At 55.1% G+C, this 23,578-nt stretch carries 21 protein-coding genes; 7 read left to right on the forward strand and 14 right to left on the reverse strand.

Going from position 1 to position 23,578, the window contains the following annotated elements; all coding sequences use genetic code 11:
* Positions 1 to 90: 90 nt before the first annotated feature.
* Complete coding sequence (gene metG, locus ACT9TW_RS20645) at positions 91 to 2,124, forward strand: methionine--tRNA ligase (protein WP_446493861.1); 2,034 nt, start codon at positions 91 to 93, stop codon at positions 2,122 to 2,124.
* A 78-nt stretch (positions 2,125 to 2,202) separates the two neighbouring features.
* Here the strand turns inward: metG and ACT9TW_RS20650 are convergent, their stop codons facing one another.
* The 3 genes from ACT9TW_RS20650 to ACT9TW_RS20660 are packed head-to-tail and all read right to left on the reverse strand — an operon-like array spanning position 2,203 to position 5,118.
* Positions 2,203 to 2,673 carry a DUF1456 family protein gene (locus tag ACT9TW_RS20650; RefSeq protein ID WP_446493561.1) on the reverse strand — a complete coding sequence of 157 codons (471 nt, stop codon included), beginning with the start codon at positions 2,671 to 2,673 and terminating at the stop codon, positions 2,203 to 2,205.
* Positions 2,674 to 2,719: 46 nt separating this feature from the next.
* Positions 2,720 to 3,439, reverse strand: a complete 720-nt coding sequence (gene btsR / locus ACT9TW_RS20655; RefSeq protein WP_315686168.1) for a two-component system response regulator BtsR — start codon at positions 3,437 to 3,439, stop codon at positions 2,720 to 2,722.
* A complete protein-coding gene (locus tag ACT9TW_RS20660) occupies positions 3,433 to 5,118 on the reverse strand; it encodes a sensor histidine kinase (RefSeq protein ID WP_182061730.1) in 1,686 nt (561 codons plus the stop codon). The genes btsR and ACT9TW_RS20660 overlap by 7 nt, the downstream gene beginning before the upstream one ends.
* Before the next feature lie 218 nt (positions 5,119 to 5,336).
* Here ACT9TW_RS20660 and mlrA point away from each other — a divergent pair, with 218 nt between their 5' ends.
* Complete coding sequence (gene mlrA, locus ACT9TW_RS20665; protein ID WP_446493862.1) at positions 5,337 to 6,077, forward strand: HTH-type transcriptional regulator MlrA; 741 nt, start codon at positions 5,337 to 5,339, stop codon at positions 6,075 to 6,077.
* 70 nt (positions 6,078 to 6,147) lie between these two features.
* Positions 6,148 to 6,261, forward strand: a complete 114-nt coding sequence (locus ACT9TW_RS20670; RefSeq protein WP_010433613.1) for a protein YohO — start codon at positions 6,148 to 6,150, stop codon at positions 6,259 to 6,261.
* Here ACT9TW_RS20670 and ACT9TW_RS20675 read toward each other — a convergent pair.
* The 7 genes from ACT9TW_RS20675 to ACT9TW_RS20705 form a co-directional block, all read right to left on the reverse strand.
* Positions 6,236 to 6,973 (reverse strand): ABC transporter permease, encoded by a 738-nt coding sequence (locus tag ACT9TW_RS20675; RefSeq protein WP_182061731.1) that lies wholly within the window; start codon positions 6,971 to 6,973, stop codon positions 6,236 to 6,238. The genes ACT9TW_RS20670 and ACT9TW_RS20675 overlap by 26 nt on opposite strands.
* Entirely contained in the window at positions 6,957 to 7,907 is a 951-nt protein-coding gene (locus ACT9TW_RS20680; RefSeq protein WP_446493562.1) for an ABC transporter ATP-binding protein, read from the reverse strand. Before ACT9TW_RS20680 ends, ACT9TW_RS20675 begins: the two co-directional genes overlap by 17 nt.
* A complete protein-coding gene (locus ACT9TW_RS20685; RefSeq protein WP_446493563.1) occupies positions 7,900 to 9,057 on the reverse strand; it encodes an ABC transporter permease in 1,158 nt (385 codons plus the stop codon). Before ACT9TW_RS20685 ends, ACT9TW_RS20680 begins: the two co-directional genes overlap by 8 nt.
* 12 nt (positions 9,058 to 9,069) lie before the next feature.
* Complete coding sequence (gene osmF / locus ACT9TW_RS20690) at positions 9,070 to 9,987, reverse strand: glycine betaine ABC transporter substrate-binding protein OsmF (RefSeq protein WP_446493564.1); 918 nt, start codon at positions 9,985 to 9,987, stop codon at positions 9,070 to 9,072.
* Positions 9,988 to 10,057: 70 nt separating this feature from the next.
* Complete coding sequence (locus ACT9TW_RS20695; protein ID WP_446493565.1) at positions 10,058 to 11,293, reverse strand: MFS transporter; 1,236 nt, start codon at positions 11,291 to 11,293, stop codon at positions 10,058 to 10,060.
* 51 nt (positions 11,294 to 11,344) lie between these two features.
* On the reverse strand, positions 11,345 to 12,904 hold the full coding sequence (locus ACT9TW_RS20700; RefSeq protein WP_446493566.1) for an MFS transporter: 1,560 nt from the start codon (positions 12,902 to 12,904) through the stop codon (positions 11,345 to 11,347).
* Between the two features lie 23 nt (positions 12,905 to 12,927).
* Positions 12,928 to 14,253 (reverse strand): glycoside hydrolase family 28 protein, encoded by a 1,326-nt coding sequence (locus ACT9TW_RS20705; RefSeq protein WP_446493567.1) that lies wholly within the window; start codon positions 14,251 to 14,253, stop codon positions 12,928 to 12,930.
* Between ACT9TW_RS20705 and ACT9TW_RS20710 the strand changes: the two genes are divergently transcribed.
* Positions 14,252 to 14,500 carry a hypothetical protein gene (locus tag ACT9TW_RS20710; protein WP_446493568.1) on the forward strand — a complete coding sequence of 83 codons (249 nt, stop codon included), beginning with the start codon at positions 14,252 to 14,254 and terminating at the stop codon, positions 14,498 to 14,500. The two genes, ACT9TW_RS20705 and ACT9TW_RS20710, sit on opposite strands and share 2 nt — an antisense overlap.
* Positions 14,501 to 14,593: 93 nt before the next feature.
* Here the strand turns inward: ACT9TW_RS20710 and bglX are convergent, their stop codons facing one another.
* A complete protein-coding gene (gene bglX, locus ACT9TW_RS20715; protein WP_446493569.1) occupies positions 14,594 to 16,891 on the reverse strand; it encodes a beta-glucosidase BglX in 2,298 nt (765 codons plus the stop codon).
* A 189-nt stretch (positions 16,892 to 17,080) separates the two neighbouring features.
* Here bglX and dld point away from each other — a divergent pair, with 189 nt between their 5' ends.
* Entirely contained in the window at positions 17,081 to 18,829 is a 1,749-nt protein-coding gene (gene dld, locus ACT9TW_RS20720; RefSeq protein ID WP_446493570.1) for a D-lactate dehydrogenase, read from the forward strand.
* A 112-nt stretch (positions 18,830 to 18,941) separates the two neighbouring features.
* The gene (locus ACT9TW_RS20725; protein WP_182061740.1) at positions 18,942 to 19,496 is read left to right on the forward strand and encodes a GNAT family N-acetyltransferase; all 555 of its coding nucleotides are present in this window, start codon (positions 18,942 to 18,944) and stop codon (positions 19,494 to 19,496) included.
* Positions 19,497 to 19,586: 90 nt separating this feature from the next.
* On the opposite strand, the gene pbpG is transcribed toward ACT9TW_RS20725, so the two are convergent.
* On the reverse strand, positions 19,587 to 20,507 hold the full coding sequence (gene pbpG, locus ACT9TW_RS20730) for a D-alanyl-D-alanine endopeptidase (RefSeq protein WP_182061744.1): 921 nt from the start codon (positions 20,505 to 20,507) through the stop codon (positions 19,587 to 19,589).
* A 167-nt stretch (positions 20,508 to 20,674) separates the two neighbouring features.
* Positions 20,675 to 21,262, reverse strand: a complete 588-nt coding sequence (locus tag ACT9TW_RS20735; protein WP_446493571.1) for a Yip1 family protein — start codon at positions 21,260 to 21,262, stop codon at positions 20,675 to 20,677.
* Positions 21,263 to 21,436: 174 nt separating this feature from the next.
* Here ACT9TW_RS20735 and ACT9TW_RS20740 point away from each other — a divergent pair, with 174 nt between their 5' ends.
* Positions 21,437 to 22,003 carry a DedA family protein gene (locus ACT9TW_RS20740; RefSeq protein WP_315686179.1) on the forward strand — a complete coding sequence of 189 codons (567 nt, stop codon included), beginning with the start codon at positions 21,437 to 21,439 and terminating at the stop codon, positions 22,001 to 22,003.
* Between the two features lie 22 nt (positions 22,004 to 22,025).
* Here the strand turns inward: ACT9TW_RS20740 and mdtQ are convergent, their stop codons facing one another.
* Entirely contained in the window at positions 22,026 to 23,444 is a 1,419-nt protein-coding gene (mdtQ, locus tag ACT9TW_RS20745) for a multidrug resistance outer membrane protein MdtQ (protein ID WP_446493572.1), read from the reverse strand.
* Positions 23,445 to 23,578 lie beyond the last annotated feature (134 nt).

Here is a 23,578-nt window from a genome sequence, read left to right on the forward strand (position 1 = left end):
CCTGAAAGGCCGCGGTTTGTGCTTACTTAATAATGCCCCATTTGGTAATATCAAAAACCCTTTTCACAGTTAAAAGAAGTAATGACTACTATGACTCAAGTCGCGAAAAAAATTCTGGTAACGTGCGCACTGCCGTACGCCAACGGCTCAATCCACCTCGGCCACATGCTGGAGCATATCCAGGCTGATGTCTGGGTCCGTTACCAGCGAATGCGCGGCCATCAGGTCAACTTCATCTGCGCGGACGATGCCCACGGCACGCCAATTATGTTGAAAGCACAGCAGTTGGGTGTTTCTCCAGAGCAGATGATTGCCGAAATGAGTCAGGAACATCAGACTGATTTTGCTGGCTTTGACATCAGCTACGACAACTACCACTCCACGCACAGCGACGAGAACCGTGAGCTGTCGGAGCTTATCTACACGCGTCTGAAAGAGAACGGTTTTATTAAAAACCGCACCATCTCTCAACTGTACGATCCAGAAAAAGGCATGTTCCTGCCGGATCGTTTCGTGAAAGGCACCTGCCCGAAATGTAAATCACCCGACCAGTATGGCGATAACTGCGAAGTGTGCGGCGCGACTTACAGCCCAACCGAGCTTATCGAACCAAAATCGGTAGTGTCTGGCGCAACGCCGGTGATGCGTGATTCCGAACACTTCTTCTTCGACCTGCCGTCGTTTAGCGAAATGCTGCAGGCGTGGACCCGCAGTGGCGCGCTGCAAGAGCAGGTGGCGAACAAAATGCAGGAGTGGTTCGAGTCTGGTTTGCAGCAGTGGGATATCTCCCGCGATGCACCATACTTCGGCTTCGAAATTCCGAACGCACCGGGCAAATATTTCTACGTCTGGCTTGACGCGCCAATCGGCTACATGGGCTCCTTCAAGAACCTGTGCGACAAGCGCGGCGACACCGTCAGCTTTGACGAATACTGGAAGAAAGACTCCGATGCCGAGCTGTATCACTTCATCGGCAAAGACATCGTTTACTTCCACAGCCTGTTCTGGCCGGCAATGCTGGAAGGCAGCAACTTCCGCAAGCCGACCAACCTGTTCGTGCACGGTTATGTGACGGTCAACGGCGCGAAGATGTCCAAATCTCGTGGTACGTTCATTAAAGCCAGCACCTGGCTGAACCACTTCGACGCGGACAGCCTGCGCTATTACTACACCGCGAAACTCTCTTCACGCATCGACGATATCGACCTGAACCTGGAAGATTTCGTGCAGCGCGTGAACGCAGACATCGTGAACAAAGTGGTGAACCTGGCTTCCCGTAACGCAGGCTTTATTGCCAAGCGTTTTGACGGCGTGATGGCGGCTGAACTGGCTGACCCTGCATTGTACAAAACCTTCACCGACGCGGCTGCGACCATTGGCGAAGCGTGGGAAGCACGTGAGTTCGGTAAAGCCGTACGTGAAATCATGGCGCTGGCAGATCTGGCTAACCGCTATGTGGACGAGCAGGCACCGTGGGTTGTGGCGAAGCAGGAAGGCCGTGATGCCGATTTGCAGGCCATCTGCTCTATGGGTATCAACCTGTTCCGCGTGCTGATGACGTATCTGAAGCCGGTTCTGCCTCAGCTTTCCACCCGTGCAGAAGCGTTCCTGAACACTGAACTGACCTGGGATGCGATCGCTCAGCCGCTGCTCAGCCACAAAGTGAACACCTTCAAGGCGCTGTATAACCGCATCGAGATGAAACAGGTTGAAGCGCTGGTTGAAGCCTCGAAAGAAGAAGTGAAAGCCGCTGCTGCACCGGTCACCGGCCCGCTGGCTGACGATCCGATTCAGGAAACCATTACCTTTGATGATTTCGCGAAAGTTGACCTGCGCGTAGCGCTGATTGAAAACGCGGAATTTGTGGATGGCTCCGATAAACTGCTGCGTCTGACGCTGGATCTGGGCGGCGAGAAGCGTAACGTCTTCTCTGGTATCCGTTCTGCGTATCCTGATCCGCAGGTACTGATTGGTCGTCAGACCGTCATGGTTGCTAACCTGGCACCGCGTAAAATGCGCTTTGGTATTTCTGAAGGCATGGTGATGGCCGCAGGTCCTGGCGGGAAAGATATCTTCCTGTTAAGCCCTGATGAAGGCGCGAAACCTGGTCAGCAGGTGAAATAATAAAAAAGCCGGAGATAATCTCCGGCTTTTTTTTAGCTTTTTTGCCGGGTGGCGACTCCGCTTTACCCGGTCTGCAACCTACGCTTTTTTGGCGTGCTCGCGTACCGTCAACCCGCGTAAAAAATAACGCATAAACTGGTCGCCGCACTCGCGGTAATTTTTATGGTCCGGGGCGCGCATCATCGCGGTGATTTCCGGCATCGACACGCGGAATTTCTGCTCGGTCATGATCGCCAGAATATCGTCGGTTTTCAGTGAAAACGCGATACGCAGCTTTTTCAGCGCCGTGTTGTTGTTCACACGACGCTCCAGCGCCAGCTCCGGCGCAGATTCATCTTTGCCGCGCTTATGGTAGATAAGGCCGTTCAGGAAACCAGACAGAATGATGTCCGGGCAACGCACAAAGCCCTCTTCATCTTCTTTGGTTATCCAGGTGTCGAAACCGGCTGACGTGGATTCCATATCGGCCAGCGCAAGAATACGCACCATATCGTTGTTGTTTGCTTTCAGGGTGTAGCGCAGGCTACGGAGTATATCGTTACTGAGCATAGAGCCTTCGAATGTCGATGATGCAATGGCGCGCAGTGTACCAGCTTTACAGGCCAATCGCCTCTTTCAAACTTTTCAGATAGCGACGGCTCACCGGTACGGTCTGTCCTGCACGCAATACCAGCTCAGCCTGGCCGTTATCCTCCAGGCGGATCTCTTTCAGGTGCGCCATGTTAACCAGGTACTGACGATGGCAGCGAATCAACGGCGTGCGGCTTTCCAGCGTGCGCAGGGTCAGCTCGGTAAAGCCTTCGTTACCTTCGGCGCTGGTGACAAACACGCCGCTCATGCGGCTACTGACAAAAGCCACATCGTCCATTTGCAGCAGATAAATTCGGCTGTGACCGGTACAGGGAATAAACTTCAACGGCTGCTGGTTTTCCGGTAACAGGGTAACATCCTGCACGGTACGCTCCTGGCGCAGGCGGATGAGCGTCTTTTCCAGTCTTTTTTCTTCTATCGGTTTAAGCAGATAATCAAAGGCATGTTCTTCAAAGGCTTTCACGGCGTATTCGTCAAACGCCGTCAAAAACACAATATACGGACGATGTTCCGGGTCAAGCATCCCGACCATCTCCAGCCCGCTGATACGCGGCATCTGGATATCCAGAAACAGCACGTCCGGGCGCAGTTTATGTACGGCCCCAATCGCTTCTATAGCGTTAGCACACTCACCAACGATCTCGATATCGCTTTGCTCCTGCAACAGAATGCGCAGGTTTTCTCGTGCTAACGGCTCATCATCAACAATCAGCACTTTCAACATGCGTTTTCCTCCAGCGGTAATCGTAAGGTAATGCGGGTAAATCGGTCCGGCTCACAGGCGACGGTAATGCCGCACGCATCGCCGAAGTGAGCGCGCAGGCGTTTATCCACCAGGCTCATCCCTAATCCGCCCGAGGCGGTTGGCTGATAGAGCCCGGCGTTATCTTCAATATCCAGCACCAGATGGTGATTAAAACAGCTGGCCGATATGGTTATCTCCCCGATGCCCAGCAGCTGCGACGTGCCGTGTTTGATGGCATTTTCCACGATAGGTTGCAGGGTAAAGGCCGGAAGATGCTGATACGCCAGCTCGTCCGGCACGGATAACGACACATGCAGCCGCGACTGAAAACGCGCTTGCTCGATTTGCAGATAGGCGTTCACATGTTCAATTTCATCGGCCAGGGTGACAATTTCCGAAGGGCGTTTGAGGTTCTTACGGAAAAATGTCGATAAATACTGCACCAGCTGCGCGGCCTGGTCGCTGTCACGGCGAATAACCGCTTTTAGCGTATTCAGGGCGTTAAACAGGAAGTGCGGGTTCACCTGCGCATGAAGAAGTTTGATCTCCGACTGGGTTAAGAGCGCTTTTTGTCGCTCATATTGCCCGGCCAGGATCTGCGCCGAAAGCAGCTGCGCAATCCCCTCACCCAGCGTGCGGTTGATTGAGCTAAACAGCCTGTTTTTTGCCTCGTACAACTTTATGGTTCCCATCACATGCTGGTTTTCCCCACGCAGCGGGATCACCAGAGTAGAACCGAGTTTGCAGTGAGGATGCAGCGAACAGCGGTATGGCACCTCGTTACCGTCGGCGTATACCACTTCGCCGGTTTCAATGGCACGTAGCGTATAGGTGGACGAAATCGGTTTGCCTGGCAGGTGGTGGTCATCCCCTGTTCCGGTAAACGCCAGCAGCCGCTCGCGGTCGGTTATCGCCACCGCGCCAATATCCAGTTCTTTATAAAGAACCTGCGCCACCTTCATGCTGTTTTCTTCGTTAAACCCCTGGCGCAGAATGCCTTCCGTAGAGGCGGCAACCTTCAGAGCGGTAGCGGAAAACGCCGAGGTGTATTTCTCAAACATGGCGCGCTTGTCCAGCAGGATACGCATAAAGAGCGCCGCGCCTACGGTATTCGTCACCATCATTGGGGCGGCGATGCTGTTCACCAGATGCAGCGCATCCTCAAACGGGCGGGCAATCAGCAGAATAATGGCCATCTGCGCCATTTCTGCGACAAACGTAATAGCACCCGCGGTAATGGGGCTAAAGACTTTATCCGGGCGACCGCGCTTAATCATGTAGCTGTGAACCAGGCCGCCGAGCAGCCCTTCGACGATCGTCGAGATCATGCAGCTTAGCGCCGTCATGCCGCCCATCGAATAACGATGCAGGCCACCAGTTAACCCGACAAGGCCGCCAACAACCGGCCCCCCGAGCAGCCCGCCCATCACCGCACCGATGGCGCGCGTATTGGCGATAGAATCTTCGATATGAAGACCAAAGTAAGTCCCCATAATGCAGAAAATAGAGAAGGTAACGTAACAGAGGAGCTTGTGCGGCAGTCGTACGGTAACTTGCATCAACGGGATAAACAGGCGCGTTTTACTCATCAACCAGGCGATGACAAGGAAAACACACATCTGCTGAAGCAGCAGCAACACCAGGTTAAACTCGTACATACTCGCAAACCGCACGTTCTAAAAACGCGTAACATACACTGATGTGGTTAAACTTTCTTTGAAGCGTACCGAAAAAGATGTAATTCGTGTTCGGCATCACATCTTTTGCTGAACATAACGTTACCTTCGCATTATTTGTTCAAAAAGTCGCCAATCCTTCCTGGTTCACCATTCTGGGTCTACAGTTAAGCTGGGAACGCGTAAGCCAGGGGGCGAATATGGCGCTTTACACAATAGGTGAAGTGGCACTCCTTTGTGATATCAATCCCGTGACCCTACGGGCTTGGCAACGACGATACGGATTACTGAAACCGCAGAGAACAGACGGTGGTCACCGCCTGTTTAATGACGCGGATATCGACCGGATCCGCGAGATCAAAAGCTGGATCGACAACGGTGTTCAGGTAGGGAAAGTTAAATCGTTACTCAGCCAGGACGATCCTGACACACAGCATATCTGGCGCGAACAACAAGAAACCCTGCTACGTCTGTTACAGGCGGGGAATCTGCAACGCCTGCGTGCGTGGATTAAAGAGCAAGGGCGCGACTACCCTGCGCAAACCCTGATCACGCATCTTTTTATCCCATTACGCCGCCGTCTTCAGTGCCAGCAGTCCACCTTGCAGGCGCTGCTGAGTATGCTCGATGGGGTTCTGATCAATTACATTTCCGTTTGCCTGGCCTCGGCAAGAAACAAAAACGGGAAAGATGCGCTGGTCGTTGGCTGGAATGTGCACGATACCACCCGTCTGTGGCTGGAAGCGTGGATAGCCACCCAGCAGGGCTGGCGCGTGGATGTACTGGCGCATTCTCTGGCCCAGTTTCGGCCCGAATTCTTTGACGGACAGACGCTACTGGTCTGGTGTGGCGAAGTCCCGACAGCCTCACAGCAACAGTTGCTGACGGAGTGGCGCGAACACGGCTACCCGATTTATTCGCTCGGTCCGAATGAGTCGTAATGGCATTTAATGGTTCATTAACAGCTACGCTTCACCGTATAATTGCTCCGTTAACAACAGGAGCACATTTATGAAGGCAACTAAACTGGCCGTGATCACCCTTTTCGTCCTGATGGCCGTCAGCGGGATCGGCGGTGTTATGCTGGCAGGTTACTCGTTTATTGTTCGCGGCGGTGTCGGCTGAGGTAATTCGCCAGACGCTCGAAACCGCGGTCAACCACAATGGCCGCGAGCGCAACCAGCACTGCCCCCTGAACGATATAGGCCGTATTAAAGCCGCTTAGGCCGATAATGATCGGCGTGCCCAGGGTGTTTGCCCCTACCGTGGAGGCAATGGTCGCAGTGCCGATGTTAATAATTACGGATGTGCGGATCCCCGCAATAATGACCGGGGCGGCCAAGGGTAGCTCAACATTGCGAAGCCGCTGCCAGGCGCTCATTCCCATCCCTTCTGCCACACTCATCACCGATGCGGGCACGGCCGAAATCCCTGCTAGCGTCCCCTGCAATATGGGCAGCACGCCATACAAAATCAGGGCAATTATCGCAGGCTCCTGACCAAAACCTATCACCGGGACGGCGATCGCCAGCACGGCTACGGGCGGAAATGTCTGGCCGATGGCGGCAATGGTTTCAACCAGCGGGCGAAACTCCCGGCCCGAAGGCCGTGTGACCACAATCCCGGCACCCACGCCAAGCACAATGGCCAGCACACTGGAAACAGCCACCAGCCAGAAGTGCGCCAGCGTCAGATTAATAAAACTTTCCTGCTGGTAGACCGGGCGCGGCAGCCCGGGAAAAAGCGCGCTGAATACCCTGGCGCTGTGCGGCATCAGGATTAACAGTGCGGCAAAAACCAGCACCAGCCAGATAAGCGGATCACGCACCCACTTCACGCGCCACCTCCCCCACCAGCAGATCGCGAAAATAGAGCGTGCCACAGAGTTTGCCCTGCGCGTCCGCCACAGGCAGAACGTCACACTGCCGGGCAACAAAAGCCGATAGCGCATCGCGCAGGCTCATGTGCTCCAGCAACGGTTCGCCACCAGTTTGCGTCTCCTGCCGATGCATCGCCTCCCCGACGGTTCGCAGCGAAAGCAGGCGCACGCCCAGTTCACTACGGCCAAAAAACTCACGCACAAAAGCGTTCGCCGGGCGCGTGAGGATCTCAAGCGGCGTGCCCTGCTGAATGACCTCGCCGTTGTCCATCAGTATCAGCCGGTCGGCTAGCTGAAGCGCCTCGTCAATATCGTGGGTCACGAGGATTATCGTGCGCCCCAGAATACGATGAATACGGGTCATCTCCGCCTGCAATGCACTACGCGTCACCGGATCCAGCGCACCGAAAGGTTCATCCATCAACAGCACCTGCGGATTGGTAGCCAGCGCCCGCGCCACGCCAACCCGCTGCTGCTGCCCGCCGGAAAGCTGATGCGGATAACGGTCACGCAGGACAGGCTCTAACCCCAGCAGCGCCATCAGCTCATCCACACGCGCATTGATTTTTTGCCGTGTCCATTTTTCCAGCTGCGGTATGGTGGCGATGTTCTGCGCCACCGTCCAGTGCGGAAACAGGCCAATAGACTGGATGGCGTATCCCATTCGTCTGCGAAGCTCGAGCACCGGCAGGCTGCGGATCTCTTCACCGGCAAAACGGATCAGGCCGCTGTCGTGCTCCACCAGCCGGTTGATCATCTTAAGCGTGGTGGATTTTCCCGAACCCGAGGTACCTATCAGCACGGAAAAGGCCCCCTCCTCAAAATGCAGATTCAGATGGCTTACCGCCGGACGCCCCGCAAAGGTTTTACTTACATCGTGGAATTCAATCATTCTCCCTCCCCCTGAGCAGCGCGAGCCATAGGGCAAACAGCGCATCCACCACCACCGCCAGGGCAATCGCCGGAACAACGCCCAGCAGCACTAAATCCAGTGCGCTGCTGAGCAAGCCCTGGAATACCAGTGCGCCAAACCCGCCTGCGCCAATCAACGCCGCGATCACCGCCATCCCTACCGTCTGCACGGCCACCACCCGCAGGCTGCGCAATAGCAGCGGTAGCGCGATGGGCAGTTGTATCTTCCAGAAGCACTGGCGCGTGCTCATTCCCATCGCCTGCGCGCTTTCCAGCACATTCGGTGCAACCTGGCTTAGCCCCGCCACCACACCGCGAACCAGCGGCAAGAGCGCGTACAGCACCAGCGCAATCAGTGCAGGGGTTAATCCCGTACCGGCGATGCCGAGTGAAGCAAGCAGCGGGAATGATTTGACCAGGCCTGCCAGCGGTGCAATCAACAGGCCAAACAGCGCTACGGACGGGATAGTCTGAATGACGTTCAGCAGTGCAAAGACCGCGCCCTGCCGAGTGGGATGGCGATAACACCATATCCCCAACGGCAACCCCAGCAGCAGCGCCGGGAACAGCGTTCCGAACAGGATAGTCAGATGCTGGGCCAGGGCATCATCAAAGATATCCTGGCGGTTGGCATACTCTTTTAACAATGAGAGATTATCCAGCGCACCGCTGAACAGCAGCAATAGCGGGATAGACCAGATCTGCGCATTTAGCACCCAGCGCCAGACGGCGTGCGGCGTAAGACGCCGAATGGCATCACTGCTTGCCAGCAGACAGAGCGCAAGCCACAGCCACAGGCCGCTCCCCACAGAGGTTCGCGCCAGCGGGCTTTCGGCAGAAACCATCTGCGTTGCCGCAAGGCCTGCGCCCCAGAACAACACAATAAACAGCGCTTCGCAGAGGATAAGTGTCAGCCACTGGGCCGCACGTCCTTGCCAGAGCGATAACGCAATAATCGCGCCCAGCGCCCCTGCCAGCAGCAGCGGCGTAAATGACCAGACCTGCCAGAGCGCGCGCCCTTCACCTGACACCAGGCGGTTAGGCGCGACATTCACAAACGGAAGCGCAACGGCCACGATAGCGACACCGGTCAGCATCAGCAGAACGCGGTTATGACATTTTATTGGCACAGCCCTGTCCTGTTACTTCGCAAGCCCTTGTTGTTTCAGGAAGTCGGCAGCCACTTTTTTGGCATCCAGCCCCTCGACGGCAATACTGGCGTTGAGCTGTTGCAGCGTTTTCTCATCCAGTTTTTCAAAGACCGGTTTGAGCCACGCGCCAATCTCCGGGTACGCCTTCAGCGTGGCTTCACGCACGACAGGTGCTGGAGCATAAATTGGCTGAACGCCTTTCGGATCGGTCAGGGTTTGCAGGCCAAGCGCCGCAACCGGGCCATCGGTCCCGTAGGCCATAGCGGCATTCACCCCGGAGATTTGCTGCGCCGCCGCTTTGATGGTCACTGCAGTATCGCCCCCGGCCAGAGAGAGCAACTGGCTCTGATCAAGCTTAAAGTCATAGGCTTTTTCAAACGCCGGAAGCGCGTCTGGCCGCTCGATAAACTCAGCGGACGCGGCGAGCTTAAAGTCGCCCTTCTCTTTGAGGTAACGACTCAGATCGTCAAGCGACGTCAGCTTGCCTTTTTCGGCAAGATCTTTGCGCACGGCAATGGTCCAGGTGTTGTTGGCAGGCGCTGGGGTCAGCCAGACCAGCTTGTTCTGATCCGCATCCAGCTTTTTGACTTTTTCATAGCCGGCCTGCGCATTTTTCCAGGCAGGATCGTTCTCATCTTTGAAGAAGAAGGCCCCGTTGCCGGTATATTCAGGGTAGATATCCAGCTCGCCAGAAGTGATAGCACCACGCACAACGGGCGTTGTGCCAAGCTGTACTTTATTGACCGTTTTGACACCGTGGCTTTCCAGCACCTGCAAGATGATATTGCCAAGCAGCGCACCTTCGGTATCAATCTTAGAACCAACTTTCACCGGCTCCGCCGCCTGTAGCGGCAGGCTCAGCGCTGCCAGAAGTACCGCTGAGCCAGTGATCCCCTTTGTAATCGTCATTGGGCTTTCCTCATTATTTTGCCGCCTTTTTCATAGGCTTGAGAGAAAAGCGTAGCCTAAAAACCAGAACTCAGCCTTCTTCCGGTAAGGTCAGCGGCACACTCAGCAGGCTGGCGGCAAAATAGAGAATGGCGATCACCCATAACGTGCCCTCCACACCAAGCGGGACAACGCAGAGTGTGACAATCAGCGGCCCGACAAAATTACTTAACCCGGAGCCCAGATTCAGACAGGAGATGGCCGCCCCTTTGTTGTGAGGTAACAGAGAAGGTATCAGCGCGCTCAGCGGGCCAAACGCCCCAAGACCAATGGCATATAACACCAGCGCCATAAACAGGGCCGTTTCACTGTTGCCAAACCACACCGGCGCGTAACAGACGGCAAGCATCGCCAGCCCGCACAGAGTGCCCGAGAACCAGACCACCGTATTGCGCCAGCCGATAGTGTCCCCAAGCCAGCCGAAGAAGTAGTTGGCGAAGATATTGACCACGTTCACCAGCCCCCAGATGCCCAGCCACTGGGCGATGCTGAAACCAAAGCGCGGCAGGTAGACCGGCATCAGGATCACCAGCGAGAACTTGCCGATGTCATTGATGGTTTTGACGATAACCGCAAGGCGCATTTTTGGCTCGCGTACCAGCACCAGTATTCCTTCCGCCAGCGCGGTGCCAAGCCTGCCCTCGTGCTGCCACTGCGGACGGTCGCGGTTGAGTACCAGCGCGCAAAACGCCCCCAGCACCACAAATACAAAGCCGCTAAGCAGCGTGGCGGTTTCGCCGATAACAGGCAACATCATGCCGGAATACCACGGCCCGACAATGGTCATCCCCACGCCGAAGGCAATCCAGAACCAGGAGACCGCTCGGCCAAGAATGCCCGGCTCGCAGCGCTGGTTGACCCACACCAGAAACGAGTAGGCAAACAGAGGATATGCCACGCCGCGCAGAGCGTAGCTCGCCACCATCAGCGGGTAATGCCCCTGCGGCAGCGCCCAGCCAATAAACGGGACTGAGCCGATAAAGTAAATCAGCGTAGCGACCCACATCAGACGCCGCAGCCCGAGCACGCCCGCGCCAATGCCGGAGAACCACGACACCAGCGCCACACACAAGCCAAAGACCGACGAAAGCAGGCTGATATGCACCGCATCAAACCCACGATGCTGTAACAAAGAGGCGAGCCAGCTTTGTTCGATAGTCGCCCCGGTAATAAACAAGAAAATGCCAAAAAATCCCCAGCACAACTCACGGGGCAGCCCTAACCGGGCCCAGATCCCCTGCTGGATAATCATACTGTGTTCTGTCATGTCAGTTCATCTTAAGTAGGCCGGGCGCACGAGCCCGGCCAAATCAGAAAGTCAGGCGTTTTCCAGTTGCCCGGCCAGTTTGCGGGCAAGCATCCGCTTGCGATTGAGGTAGCCGACGGTGTTTTCACCCCAGCAATGTTCGTATGGCATCCCGGTCAGGCTTTCGATCACCGCCCGGTTTTCTGTGCTCACGGTGGCCTTACTGCCGCCCTGTTTCAGACGCGCGACTTCCTCGTTCAGAATGGCGTGCGTACGGCTGTTCACCCTGAACTGGAAGGCAGACCAAATCCCCCACAGGGTGAGGACAACCGGCAGGGCAATCATGATAATCATGATCATGCTGATAGCTGACTGCGGCTGAGCGCTCTGCCCGGAGACGAAGCCCGACATCTGCAACGCGACCCCGACCAGGAAGATCGAGAGCGCCTGAGAAGCTTTGCGCAGCAGGCTCATAAACCCGGCAAAGATCCCTTCACGACGATTCCCGGTAAGGATTTCATCCACATCGGCCACAAAGGTGTAGTTGTTCCACGGAATGGCATAAATCCCCCCGCGCGCCAGACCGGCAACCGCAGCGCCCACATACAGAAGGGTCATTCCACCCACGCCGCTGATGTACGCCGAAACAAACAGAGCAAAAGCGACCAGCGCCATGGTGGCCTGAGTGGCGAAAGCCCGGGAAGGCGAGAAGCGCAGCGTCAGCCAGGTGGCGATACCAACGCCAAAGAATTGCAGGCCGTTGATCACCCCCAGCAGGTTAGAGGCCATCACGGATGAGGTCATCATCGCGAAGACCACAAAATAGGTGAACACCGAGTTGAAGATGTCCTGCGCGACGGAGCCGCCAAGGTACATGCCCAGATGCGAACGGAAGGTTTTTATCTTAAGCGTTGAGACAAAATCGTAGTAGATATGGAAGATGCGGGTCCCAAACGGCTCCTTTTCCTCGTCTTGCGCGTGGTGCTCGTTTTGCTGAATTTCTTCCAGCGAGCGCTCCCAGGTGCCGAAATAGACAAAGAACAGCACTATCATGAACGACACGGTGAAAATGGCCCCGGTGTAGAAGAAGGAATCCGAAGAGTCCTGGCCGAAGTAACCCACCAGCCGTCCGGGCAGGAATGCCGCCGCAAACCCTGCCAACTGGGCAATGTACATGCGGGCGCTGGTCAGTTTTGAGCGTTTTTTGAAATCAGAGGTCATCTCCGCCGACAGCGTGTCGTACGGGATAATTATCATGGTGTAGACGATTTCAAAGAGGATATAGAACAGCAGATACATCCAGTAATTGAACCCTTCCACCCACAGCAGGCTGTAGACCGACACCAGCGGAATACTGGCCAGCAGGAAGAAACGGCGGCGACCAAACCGACGTCCGAGTCGGGTTTTATGGAAGTTATCGGAAACATAACCGATAACCGGACACATAATCACATCGACAATCCTTGCCACTGCAAACAGCGACCCCGCCTGGAGAGGCGTCAGGCCGCAAAATGTGGTCAGGAAGAACAAAAGCCAGGCGCTGACAAGCGTAAAGGCCCCAGAACCAATCACATCCGCCAGCCCGTAACAGACATAGTTACGCAGCTTTATTTCACGTATTTTTTTTATCATTTTTATCCCCTGAATTTACCGTGTTAAACCCGGATTTCCTCAACATCCCAACCCTCAGGCAGCGGTGAAGGACGCGTTATGTGTAAATCACTTAATTGCAGCCGACTGACACCGCTGGCGAAAATCGCAGGTAGCCCTTGCGGATAACGCTCTACACCGTGGGCGCGCCCGGTATCGGGGTTCACCTTATAGGCGTTGTCCAGCCCCATTCCGGTTGGTCGTTCCGGGTTACATGGCGGGCGCACGTCGTAGCAGCCCTGTTCGTCTGACGGCCCACAAATCTGGTTGAAGGTCACTCCGCTGAAGGTGATACCGGAAATGGCATCGGGTATTTCACTGTGAAGATTGATGGCGCCCTCGCCCACGCCATTCAGGCCGGAGAAGGTGATTTGACTGATGTTGCCAGGACGGACATCCGGCGCGCGGTAACGCAGGGAGACAAAGACCGGATCGGCTTTCCCCCAGTGACAGGGATCGCCATGACGGCAATCAAACAGGATATTGCTAAAGACCATCTGGCTGAACGCGCCGCCATCGCGTGACACCAGGCCGATGCCGCGATTGGATTCAAAAATCACACAGTTGTTGACGGCAATATTGCGGATGTCCGCGTGGGTTTCAGTCCCGACTTTAATGGCGCAACTTTTAGAGCGAATAATGCAGTTATTCACCGTGACGTTATAAATTGGCTGCTGGAGTTCAGGCGCTTTGGCGGTTGTTTTCAGGCAGATGCCGTCATCGGCGGCGCTGAAGTAGCTGTCACTGATGTGTACATGCTGGCAGCTGTCGATATCCAGCGCGTCGGTGTTGGAGAGCGTCAGGTCGTTATCGATGGTGAGATTACGGATAAAGACGTGGTTGCAGCTCACCAGATGGGCGGTCCACATGGGTGAGTCATACAGGGTGATATTACTGATACGCACCTGCTCGCAGCCTTCGAACACCACCAGACGAGGACGGTGGGTTTTCGGCTGGCGATACCCCTGCTCATCCACCTGTGGTTCAAACCAGGCGGTGGCATTCCCGTCAATACAGCCTGCCCCGCTCAGCGTCACGCCGCGCGCATCACGGGCGTATATCAGCGCCATGTGCGAAAGCTCCGCCATGCTTTGCGTCACCGCCGCCTGGTAATCCTCTTCGCGATGGCTGGCAAGCAGCCGGGCACCAGCTTCCAGATGCAGCGTGATATGTGAGGACAATACCAGGGTTCCTGTCAGATAGATGCCTGGCGTGACCACCAGCGTGCCACCCCCGGATATCGCCAGCTCGTCGATTAAGCCCTGCAGGGTCGCCGTCACGAGCGAAGCCCCGGTACGGTCCAGTTCGACGTTTTCTAATGTGAGTTTCATGTCGTTACCTGTCAGTATTGATTTAACAGGCATTAAACGGGGATTTCAGCGCATGCTCGTGGCGCAATCAGCGGGAATTTATACGAAGAGTGAAGGTCATCACGCCTGTCTGATGGCATTGCCGACACTTTTGATGTTGTTCACGTTCTCGCCCGGGGCGCAAAAAAGAAGTGTGAAAAACCTCACATTTCAGGGGCGCAGAGAGGGGAAAAAAGCGGGTTTTGGGGATTTTTGTAGTGAGGAGTAAGAAAAGTTGCGTTGTGGGTCACGGAACAGGAGGAATGAGAACAGATCGGGGGTTGTCAGTCCGCTCTCCCCAAAGGAGAGAGCGGCGGGAAAATCACTGCAATTCGAACTCGCCTTTATTCACGCGAGCTGAATCCACCCCGATAAACACATTGAATTTGCCCGGCTCAGCATCGTATTTCATCTGCTGGTTCCAGAACTTCAATGCATCCACATCGATCGGGAAGCTGACGGTTTTGGATTCACCCGGTTTCAGGCTCACCTTATCAAAGCCGCGCAGCTGTTTCACTGGACGACTCATTGATGCAGTGACGTCCTGAACGTACATCTGGATAACCGTTGCCCCTTCACGTTTGCCGGTGTTGGTCACCTCTACGCTGGCGGTCACTTTGCCGTCACGCTTCAGTGTTGGCGCAGACATTTTCACGTCAGAAACCTTGAAGGTGGTGTAGCTCAGGCCATAACCAAACGGATACAGCGGGCCATTGGCTTCGTCGAAGTAGCGCGAGGTGTACTTGTTCGGCTTGTCAGCGTTATACGGACGACCGGTGTTCAGGTGGCTGTAGTAAACCGGGATCTGCCCAACCGAGCGCGGGAAGGACATCGGCAGCTTGCCTGACGGGTTGTAATCGCCAAACAGCACGTCGGCAATGGCGTTACCGCCTTCGGTACCAGCAAACCAGGTTTCCAGGATGGCGTCAGCCTGCTGATCTTCTTTCACCAGCGCCAGCGGGCGGCCATTCATCAGCACCAGCACCAGCGGTTTTCCAGTGGCTTTCAGCGCTGCAATCAGGTCACGCTGGCTTTGCGGAATGGTGATGTCAGTGCGGCTGGACGCTTCATGCGCCATACCCTGTGCTTCCCCAACAACGGCAACCACCACATCGGATTGCTTCGCAGCGGCCACGGCTTCGTCGATCATCTCTTTCGGCGAGCGAGGATCAACTTTCACCGCCTCTTCATACTGATTAAGGAAGGTGACGATATCTTTATCGTTGGTGACGTTCGCCCCTTTGGCGTACACCACTTTACCGTTGTCACCAATGGCGTTTTTAATGCCGGTCAGAACGGTCACGGACTGATCGGCTACACCAGCTGCCGACCAGCTTCCCATCACATCACGCTTGCTGTCGGCCAGCGGGCCAACCACGGCGAGAGTGCCGGATTTTTTCAGCGGCAGCGTTTCCAGACGGTTTTTCAGCAGCACCAGGCTTTCGCGCGCAACGTCACGCGCGTCTTTGCGGTGCAGGCGGCTTTCAGCGTTGGTATCAACAGGGTCTGACTCTTTTGGCCCCAGGTGGCTGTACGGGTCGTTAAACAGCCCCATGTCATATTTCACGTTCAGCACGTGGCGGGTGGCATCGTCCAGCTCGGCCATCGTCACTTTGCCGCTCTTCACCAGCCCCGGCAGGTATTTGCTGTAGTACTCGTCGCTCATACTCATGTTAATGCCAGACTTGAGCGCCACACGCACCGCATCTTCAGGATCGGACGCCGTACCGTGCTTGATAAGCTCTTTAATCGCGCCGTGGTCAGACACCGTGATGCCCTTAAAGCCCCACTGGTCGCGTAGCACGTCTTTTAGCAGCCAGGCGTCCGAGGTAGCAGGCGTGCCGTTGAGCGAGTTCAGCGCCACCATTACCGCGCCGCTGCCCGCATCCAGGCCCGCTTTGTACGGCGGCATGTAGTCGTTGAACAGGCGCTGCGAGCTCATGTCGACGGTGTTGTACTCTTTCCCGCCTTCAACTGCGCCGTAAGCCGCGAAGTGCTTGACGCTGGTCATGACCGAATAGCGATCCGCCGGGCTTTTGCCCTGCATCGCTTCGACCATGGTTTTGCCCATCGTCGAGGTCAGATAAGTATCTTCACCAAAACCTTCGGAAGCACGCCCCCAGCGCGGATCGCGCGAGACATCCACCATCGGTGCCCAGGTCATGTTCAGGCCGTCATCCGCCGCTTCATAAGCAGAAATGCGCCCGACGGTTTTGACCGCATCGAGGTTAAATGAGGAGGCTAAGCCCAGGCTAATCGGGAAGACGGTACGCTGGCCGTGCAGCACGTCATAGGCGAAGAACAGTGGGATTTTCAGGCGGCTGAGTTCCATCGCCTGATCCTGCATTTTACGGATATCCTGGCGGGTGACGGTGTTAAAAATCGCCCCGACCTGGCTATCCTTAATCATTTCGCGGATGGCCTCTTTCGGGTTATCCGGGCCAACGCTGATAAGACGAAGCTGACCGATTTTTTCATCGACCGTCATCTTCTTGAGCAATTCAGTGACAAATGTATCACGAGCTTCCGGCGTTAGCGGGTGATTGCCAAACAAATCATCTGCCAGTGCAGGTTGTAACGCCAGACTGACGGCGACCCCTACAGAACAAAGCCATTTCATGTTGTTTTACTCTCTCATCAATAACCGCCGGAAGATCTCGGCCAAACCGTGCGAAAAGCGCAGTTTGCCACAAACCCTCTGAACCTTGCAGGGTTATTCTCTGATTTTTCTCATGAATACTCGACCGCTTAACAGTTTATCGCGCTATGCTTTACAGCGAGAAATTTGCCCCACCACAAGGAGTGGAAGATGTCTTCTGTTCGAACCTACGATAACAATACTTTTATTAACGAACTGTCGCGCCTGGTTGGTCACTCTCACCTGCTCACCGACCCGGCCAAAACGGCCCGCTACCGCAAGGGCTTTCGTTCCGGTCAGGGCGAAGCGCTGGCGGTGGTGTTCCCCGGCACGCTGCTGGAACTGTGGCGTGTGCTAAGCGTCTGCGTGGATGCCGACAAGATTATACTGATGCAGGCTGCCAACACCGGCCTGACCGAAGGCTCGACGCCAAACGGCAACGATTACGATCGCGACATCGTGATAATCAGCACCCTGCGCCTGGACAAACTGCACCTGCTGGACAAAGGCGAACAGGTCCTCGCCTTCCCGGGCACCACGCTTTATTCGCTGGAAAAAGCCCTGAAGCCGCTGGGACGCGAACCGCATTCGGTGATTGGTTCCTCCTGTATTGGTGCCTCGGTTATTGGCGGCATCTGTAATAACTCCGGCGGCTCACTGGTGCAGCGCGGCCCTGCCTATACCGAAATGTCGCTATATGCCCGTATTGATGAAAACGGCAAGCTGACGCTGGTTAACCATCTGGGGATTGATTTGGGTGCGACCCCGGAACAGATCCTCAGCAAGCTCGATGATGACCGCGTAAAAGACACCGACGTTCAGCATGATGGCCGCCACGCCCACGATCATGACTACGTAACGCGCGTGCGAGATATCGACGCCGATACACCAGCGCGCTACAACGCCGACCCGGACAGGCTGTTTGAGTCTTCCGGCTGCGCAGGCAAACTGGCGGTATTTGCGGTGCGTCTGGACACCTTCCCGGCAGAGAAAAAACAGCAGGTGTTTTATATCGGCACCAATCAGCCGGACGTGTTGACCGAGATCCGTCGTCATATTCTGGGGGAATTCACCCACCTGCCGGTGGCGGGCGAGTATATGCACCGGGATATTTACGACATCGCCGAGCGTTACGGGAAGGACACCTTCCTGATGATCGACAAACTCGGCACCGACAAAATGCCATTCTTCTTCACCATGAAGGGCCGCACCGACGCGATGCTCGATAAAGTGTCGCTGTTCAAGCCCCACTTCACCGACCGTTTTATGCAGAAACTGGGCAACGTCTTCCCGGCACATTTACCGGAGCGGATGAAGACCTGGCGCGATAAATACGAGCACCACCTGTTGCTGAAAATGGCCGGGGATGGTATCGAAGAGGCGCAAACCTGGCTGACGGAATTCTTCAAAACCGCCGAGGGTGATTTCTTTGCCTGTACGCCAGAAGAAGGCAGCAAAGCCTTCCTGCACCGTTTTGCCGCAGCGGGCGCAGCGATTCGTTATCAGGCCGTTCACGCTGAAGAGGTGGAAGATATTCTGGCGCTGGATATTGCCCTGCGCCGTAACGACACCCAATGGTATGAGCATCTGCCGCCGGAAATTGATAGCAAGCTGGTACATAAGCTCTATTACGGCCACTTTATGTGTTATGTCTTCCATCAGGATTACATTGTCAAAAAAGGGGTGGACGCGCATGAGCTGAAAGAGCAAATGCTCGCCCTGTTACATGAGCGTGGCGCGCAATATCCTGCCGAACATAACGTCGGGCATCTGTATAAAGCACCGGAAACGTTAAAGCGTTTTTATCGCGAGAACGACCCAACTAACAGTATGAACCCCGGCATTGGTAAAACTACACGGCATAAACACTGGAAAGAGCGGACTGAAACCGTGGATCCTGATACACAACACATTGATTAATGTGTACAGCCATTTTTAAGAGATTGTTAAGCGTTCCTCAATCGTACTAGAGTAAATGACCGACGCCGGAGAAACGTTTCTCCGGCTTTTTATGACGAGGAGCCAGCACATCATGTCGGCCGTCGAAATTTTATCCGAAACCGAAGTTGAAGTGCGCGATGCACTACCCGACGATGTGCACGCTATCTCGGCTATCTATGCCTGGCATGTGCTTCACGGACGCGCGTCGTTCGAGGAAGTCCCCCCTGCGATTGACGAAATGCGCCAGCGAATGAAAAGTGTTGCTGACAGCGGTCTTCCGTGGCTGGTAGCGCTGTATCGCGGCATTGTGGTGGGCTATTGCTATGCTACCCCTTATCGCCCACGTCAGGCCTACCGATATACCCTTGAAGAATCTATCTATGTGGATGCCAGCACCACAGGTCGCGGTTTTGGCACGGCGCTGATGGACGCTCTGATTGCGCGTTGTGAAGAGGGGCAGTGGCGGCAAATGATCGCCGTTGTCGGCGACGGAAATAACAACCCCGGCTCGTTGCGATTGCATAAAAAACATGGCTTCGAGGTGGTCGGGCAGTTGCGCAGTGTGGGTTATAAAAAAGGTGACTGGCGCGATACGATTATTATGCAGCGCTCACTGAACGATGGTGACTGGACGCTGCCGGAATAAGCCGCTGTTACCCGGTGGCGCTACGCTTACCGGACCTACGGTTTTGTAGGCCGGGTAAGGCGAAGCCGCCACCCGGCACAGACAAACGACTCAGTCGTTTTGCGCGGTGGCCATCTGTTCAGCTTTCTGCTTTTTGTAACTCAGTGCCGCAGCCGGCACCGGCTGCACTTTCCCGGTTTCAATCCAGGTACGCAGGCGGCTTGCATCCGCGAAGTGGGTATATTTGCCAAACGCATCCATCACCACCAGCGCCACCGGTTTACCGTTAAATACGGTACGCATCACCAGACAGTGACCCGCCGCATTGGTAAAACCCGTTTTGGTTAACTGGATATTCCAGTTTTCGCGATACACCAGATGGTTAGTATTGCGGAACGGCAGCGTATACGCAGGGTTGGCAAAGGTTGCCATCTCTTCACGCGTGGTGCTGAGCTGGCCAATCAGCGGATACTGTTTGCTGGCAATCAGCAGCTTCGTCAAATCGCGTGCGGTAGAGACGTTGCGAATCGACAGCCCGGTAGGCTCAACATAATGGGTGTTAGTCATGCCGAGCGATTTGGCTTTTGCATTCATTGCGCGAATAAACGCGTCATAACCGCCCGGATAATGGTGAGCCAGGCTCGCCGCTGCGCGGTTTTCAGAGGACATCAGCGCCAGCAGCAGCATATTCTTACGGCTGATTTCGCTGTTCAGACGCACGCGAGAGTAAATCCCTTTCATTTCTGGCGTCTGGCTAATGTCTACCTTCAGTTTTTCATCCAGCGGCAGTCGTGCATCAAGCACCACCATCGCGGTCATTAATTTGGTGATTGACGCGATCGGGCGCACCAGATCCGGGTGGCTGGCGTAGATCACCTGGTTGGTGTTCAGATCAACAATCATCGCGCTGCCGGAGGCAATTTCCGGCTGTGCAGCGGTGGTCACTGCGGGCGTTTTGGCTAACGCTGGCACAGCAACAGATGCGCCCAGGATCAGCGCAAGGCTAAGTAAAGAAACTCGGAATTTCAGCATGGTGAGACTTCTGATAATTATTCACGCACGTAATGACGTACACCGCCTGTGTTGAAGGATAAGCACAGGCTGGCTTCGGCATCATAGCGGTCACCGTGCTTTGTCGCCAGCGAAGAATCATGAACAGATGCTGCATTGCTGGCATTTACGCCAGCAATGCAGTGAACTTAAAAGAGACGATATCCATAACCCCAAAGAATAACTGTCAGGGCAAGTAAGGCTTCCAGCACCAGCACACCAATCGCGAGTGTTGAACTGGAGAAGCTAAGCCCCTCTTCTTTGTTGATATTGAGGAAGGTTGGAACCCCCAGATACAGCAGATAACCTGTGTAAAAGAGAGCAACAGTACCGATCAGCGCGCACAGCCAGACCAGTGGATAGAGCGCAACAATACCGCTTAAGAAAAGCGGGGTCGCGACATATCCGGCAAAGACCATACAGTGTGCCAGCGACGGGCGTTGCGGATAGTTACGCGCCATCCAGTGAATGACACGCCCCATGACGGCCACCCCTGCCAGCATAATGCCGTAGAACAGGACGGCGAGATACAGCCCGGTAAACCAGTTAAGTTTCACAACGGTGCCATCACCGAAGTTCCAGCCAATTTGCGTGGTGCCGATAAATGCGCAGATCACCGGCACTGCCGCCATCAGCAGCACATGATGCGTGTAGTGATGCGCAACCGTTTCATTCTCGCCTCTTATCACGTGCATTTCACGGTCGGGATGGGAAAAGAGTCCCCAGACATGGTTCATAGCGCCCCCTTGTTGTCGGCCCGTCAGCGATACTTCAAGTATAATGCAGGCTTCAGATTATTTTATGTACAACGCTAAAAATGCCGCTGCGGGCAATCTGCATTCATTGCATCAATATTGATTCATGGGGTATATGATTAATGCAGGCACTGGCAGGGAGACTACGCTGACTTTATGGATATCAATGGTCTGATTGAACAGTACGGCTACGCAGCGCTGGTGATAGGCAGCGTGGCTGAAGGTGAAACCATCACGCTGCTTGGCGGTGTGATCGCGCATCAGGGGTTATTACGTTTCCCGTTGGTGGTGGCCGCCGTGGCACTGGGCGGCATGATTGGCGATCAGCTGCTCTATTTTCTGGGGCTGCGCTACGGCCCTGCCCTGCTGCAACGTTTTTCAAAACACCGTAAGAAAATCCGCCGTGCCCAGCGACTCATCCAGCGTCATCCGTACCTGTTTGTGATTGGCACGCGCTTTATGTACGGCTTTCGTATTATCGGGCCGATCCTGATTGGCGCCAGCCGCCTGCCGCCTAAAATTTTCCTGCCGTTAAATATCCTTGGCGCCATTGGGTGGGCGTTGATCTTTACCACGCTGGGTTATCTCGGCGGTGAGGTCATTGGCCCATGGCTGCACAATCTTGATCAGCACGTTAAGCACTGGGCATGGTTGATTCTGGTGGTTGGGGCGGTGATTGCCGTACGGATTTGGCTCAAACGTCGGGAAAATAAGCGGGAGTGAAAATGCGCTCCCGCCGTTGCTGTTACCCGTGGTGATAGCCCCCACCCAGCGCGGAGGTCAGCTGGAGCGATGCGTCAAGGTACTGCCCTTTCAGGGTCAGCCCGGCAATGTGTTCCTGTAATGCGGGGATTTTGGCCTCGCTGACGCGTGAACCGGCAATCAACCCGGCGCTAAAGCGCGCCTGTGCAAGGTTCACCACCCGCGCGGCATCGTGTTCCACTTTCTGCTGCTGTTGATTTTTGTGGGCCAGCGTTTCAACTTCACTGGCGGTTCGCGCTAACTGATTGACCGCATCAACAACCGCTTTGTTGTAATCGGCAATGCTCAGGTTGGTTTGCGCCTGGGCAATATCCAGCCCGGCATTAAGCCGGCCGCTATCGAAGATGGGCAGCGTAAACCCGGCGGTGACGCCCATCTGCTGTGCAGAATGGCGGAACAGGTCGCTCAGGTGCAGGGCATCCTGTTGCAGGAACGCCATCAGGTTGAAGTCCGGGTAGAAGGCCGCTTTGGCGGCATCAACATTGCTCATGGACGCTTCAATGTACCAGTGTGCTTCCTGAAGATCCGGGCGACGTGCCAGCAACTCATAACCCAGCGTTGTCGGTAACGCGGCGTCGACCGCAGGCAAATCATGGTGCGCCAGTTTCACCGACGACGAGTTGGTCAGCGCCTGTAATCTCGCTTCAATAACTTTCATCTTGCCGCTCACTTCGGCAATACGTTCATCAGTTTTGCTGGCGTTGATATCCGTCTCCACCCCTTCGATGGATGAGGTGATCCCGTGCTGATAAAGCTCTTTATCCGCCGAGATAATCGAATTTTGTTCCTGCCTGATGTCGCTTAACACGCTGTTGATCGCCGACTCGGTCTGCCACTCCCAGTAAAGCCTTGCCACGCTGCTGGCCAGCAGTTGCCGGGTCTGTTCCAGCTCGGCTTTCTGGGCGTTAACTTTCCCGATACGCGCCTCAACGAGATCGCGGTTTTTACCCCACAGATCCAGGTCCCAGCCCGCCGTCACGCCAAAGGTGCCGTTGGTATACCACGGCCCGGTAGTGCCTGCGGCCGGATCGGTTATCGCGAAGGGCCCCATTAACCCTTCGGCGGACATTTTTTGCCGTTCGACATCTGCAGATAAATCGATCTGCGGGCTGTCGGCGGCCATGGTGGCTTTAGCCTGCGCTTCCGCAAGCGTAATGCGCTGCCGGGCGATTTGCATATCTGGCGCATCATTCAGGGCCTTCGTAATCAGCGCATTAAGCTGCGGATCGCCATAGGCTGTCCACCATTCACTTTTCGGCCAGTGGGTATGGCTAAGTTGTGTTGCCACCGTCGCGTTTACCGCTTGTGTTCCGATGGGGGCTACCGTGGAATGTTGCGGTGCGCAGGCAGTAAGAATGAATAAAAGAGGAGCACTCAGAGATATAAAAAGAGACGATTTCATTACGCCATTCACTCAAAAAATAAAGGCGCAAATTACCCCTGTAAAACTTCTTTTTTTTAGGAAACCGTGGCAATCCGTAATTTGTTATACAAATTCACGTTTAGAAAAATATTCAGCGAACAAATTAATTAAAT

This window comes from Enterobacter sp. C4G1 (genome assembly GCF_052886895.1).

Bases quoted from the DNA above. Each gene is read 5' to 3' on its own strand.
- ACT9TW_RS20700 (WP_446493566.1), bottom strand. From the start codon at position 12,904: ATGATAAAAAAAATACGTGAAATAAAGCTGCGTAACTATGTCTGTTAC.
- dld (WP_446493570.1), top strand. From the start codon at position 17,081: ATGTCTTCTGTTCGAACCTACGATAACAATACTTTTATTAACGAACTG.
- ACT9TW_RS20660 (WP_182061730.1), bottom strand. From the start codon at position 5,118: ATGTACGAGTTTAACCTGGTGTTGCTGCTGCTTCAGCAGATGTGTGTT.
- ACT9TW_RS20735 (WP_446493571.1), bottom strand. From the start codon at position 21,262: ATGAACCATGTCTGGGGACTCTTTTCCCATCCCGACCGTGAAATGCAC.
- ACT9TW_RS20650 (WP_446493561.1), bottom strand. From the start codon at position 2,673: ATGCTCAGTAACGATATACTCCGTAGCCTGCGCTACACCCTGAAAGCA.
- mdtQ (WP_446493572.1), bottom strand. From the start codon at position 23,444: ATGAAATCGTCTCTTTTTATATCTCTGAGTGCTCCTCTTTTATTCATT.
- ACT9TW_RS20725 (WP_182061740.1), top strand. From the start codon at position 18,942: ATGTCGGCCGTCGAAATTTTATCCGAAACCGAAGTTGAAGTGCGCGAT.
- ACT9TW_RS20695 (WP_446493565.1), bottom strand. From the start codon at position 11,293: ATGACAGAACACAGTATGATTATCCAGCAGGGGATCTGGGCCCGGTTA.
- btsR (WP_315686168.1), bottom strand. From the start codon at position 3,439: ATGTTGAAAGTGCTGATTGTTGATGATGAGCCGTTAGCACGAGAAAAC.
- pbpG (WP_182061744.1), bottom strand. From the start codon at position 20,507: ATGCTGAAATTCCGAGTTTCTTTACTTAGCCTTGCGCTGATCCTGGGC.
- ACT9TW_RS20740 (WP_315686179.1), top strand. From the start codon at position 21,437: ATGGATATCAATGGTCTGATTGAACAGTACGGCTACGCAGCGCTGGTG.
- metG (WP_446493861.1), top strand. From the start codon at position 91: ATGACTCAAGTCGCGAAAAAAATTCTGGTAACGTGCGCACTGCCGTAC.
- ACT9TW_RS20680 (WP_446493562.1), bottom strand. From the start codon at position 7,907: ATGATTGAATTCCACGATGTAAGTAAAACCTTTGCGGGGCGTCCGGCG.
- osmF (WP_446493564.1), bottom strand. From the start codon at position 9,987: ATGACGATTACAAAGGGGATCACTGGCTCAGCGGTACTTCTGGCAGCG.
- ACT9TW_RS20705 (WP_446493567.1), bottom strand. From the start codon at position 14,253: ATGAAACTCACATTAGAAAACGTCGAACTGGACCGTACCGGGGCTTCG.
- bglX (WP_446493569.1), bottom strand. From the start codon at position 16,891: ATGAAATGGCTTTGTTCTGTAGGGGTCGCCGTCAGTCTGGCGTTACAA.
- ACT9TW_RS20670 (WP_010433613.1), top strand. From the start codon at position 6,148: ATGAAGGCAACTAAACTGGCCGTGATCACCCTTTTCGTCCTGATGGCC.
- ACT9TW_RS20710 (WP_446493568.1), top strand. From the start codon at position 14,252: ATGTCGTTACCTGTCAGTATTGATTTAACAGGCATTAAACGGGGATTT.
- mlrA (WP_446493862.1), top strand. From the start codon at position 5,337: ATGGCGCTTTACACAATAGGTGAAGTGGCACTCCTTTGTGATATCAAT.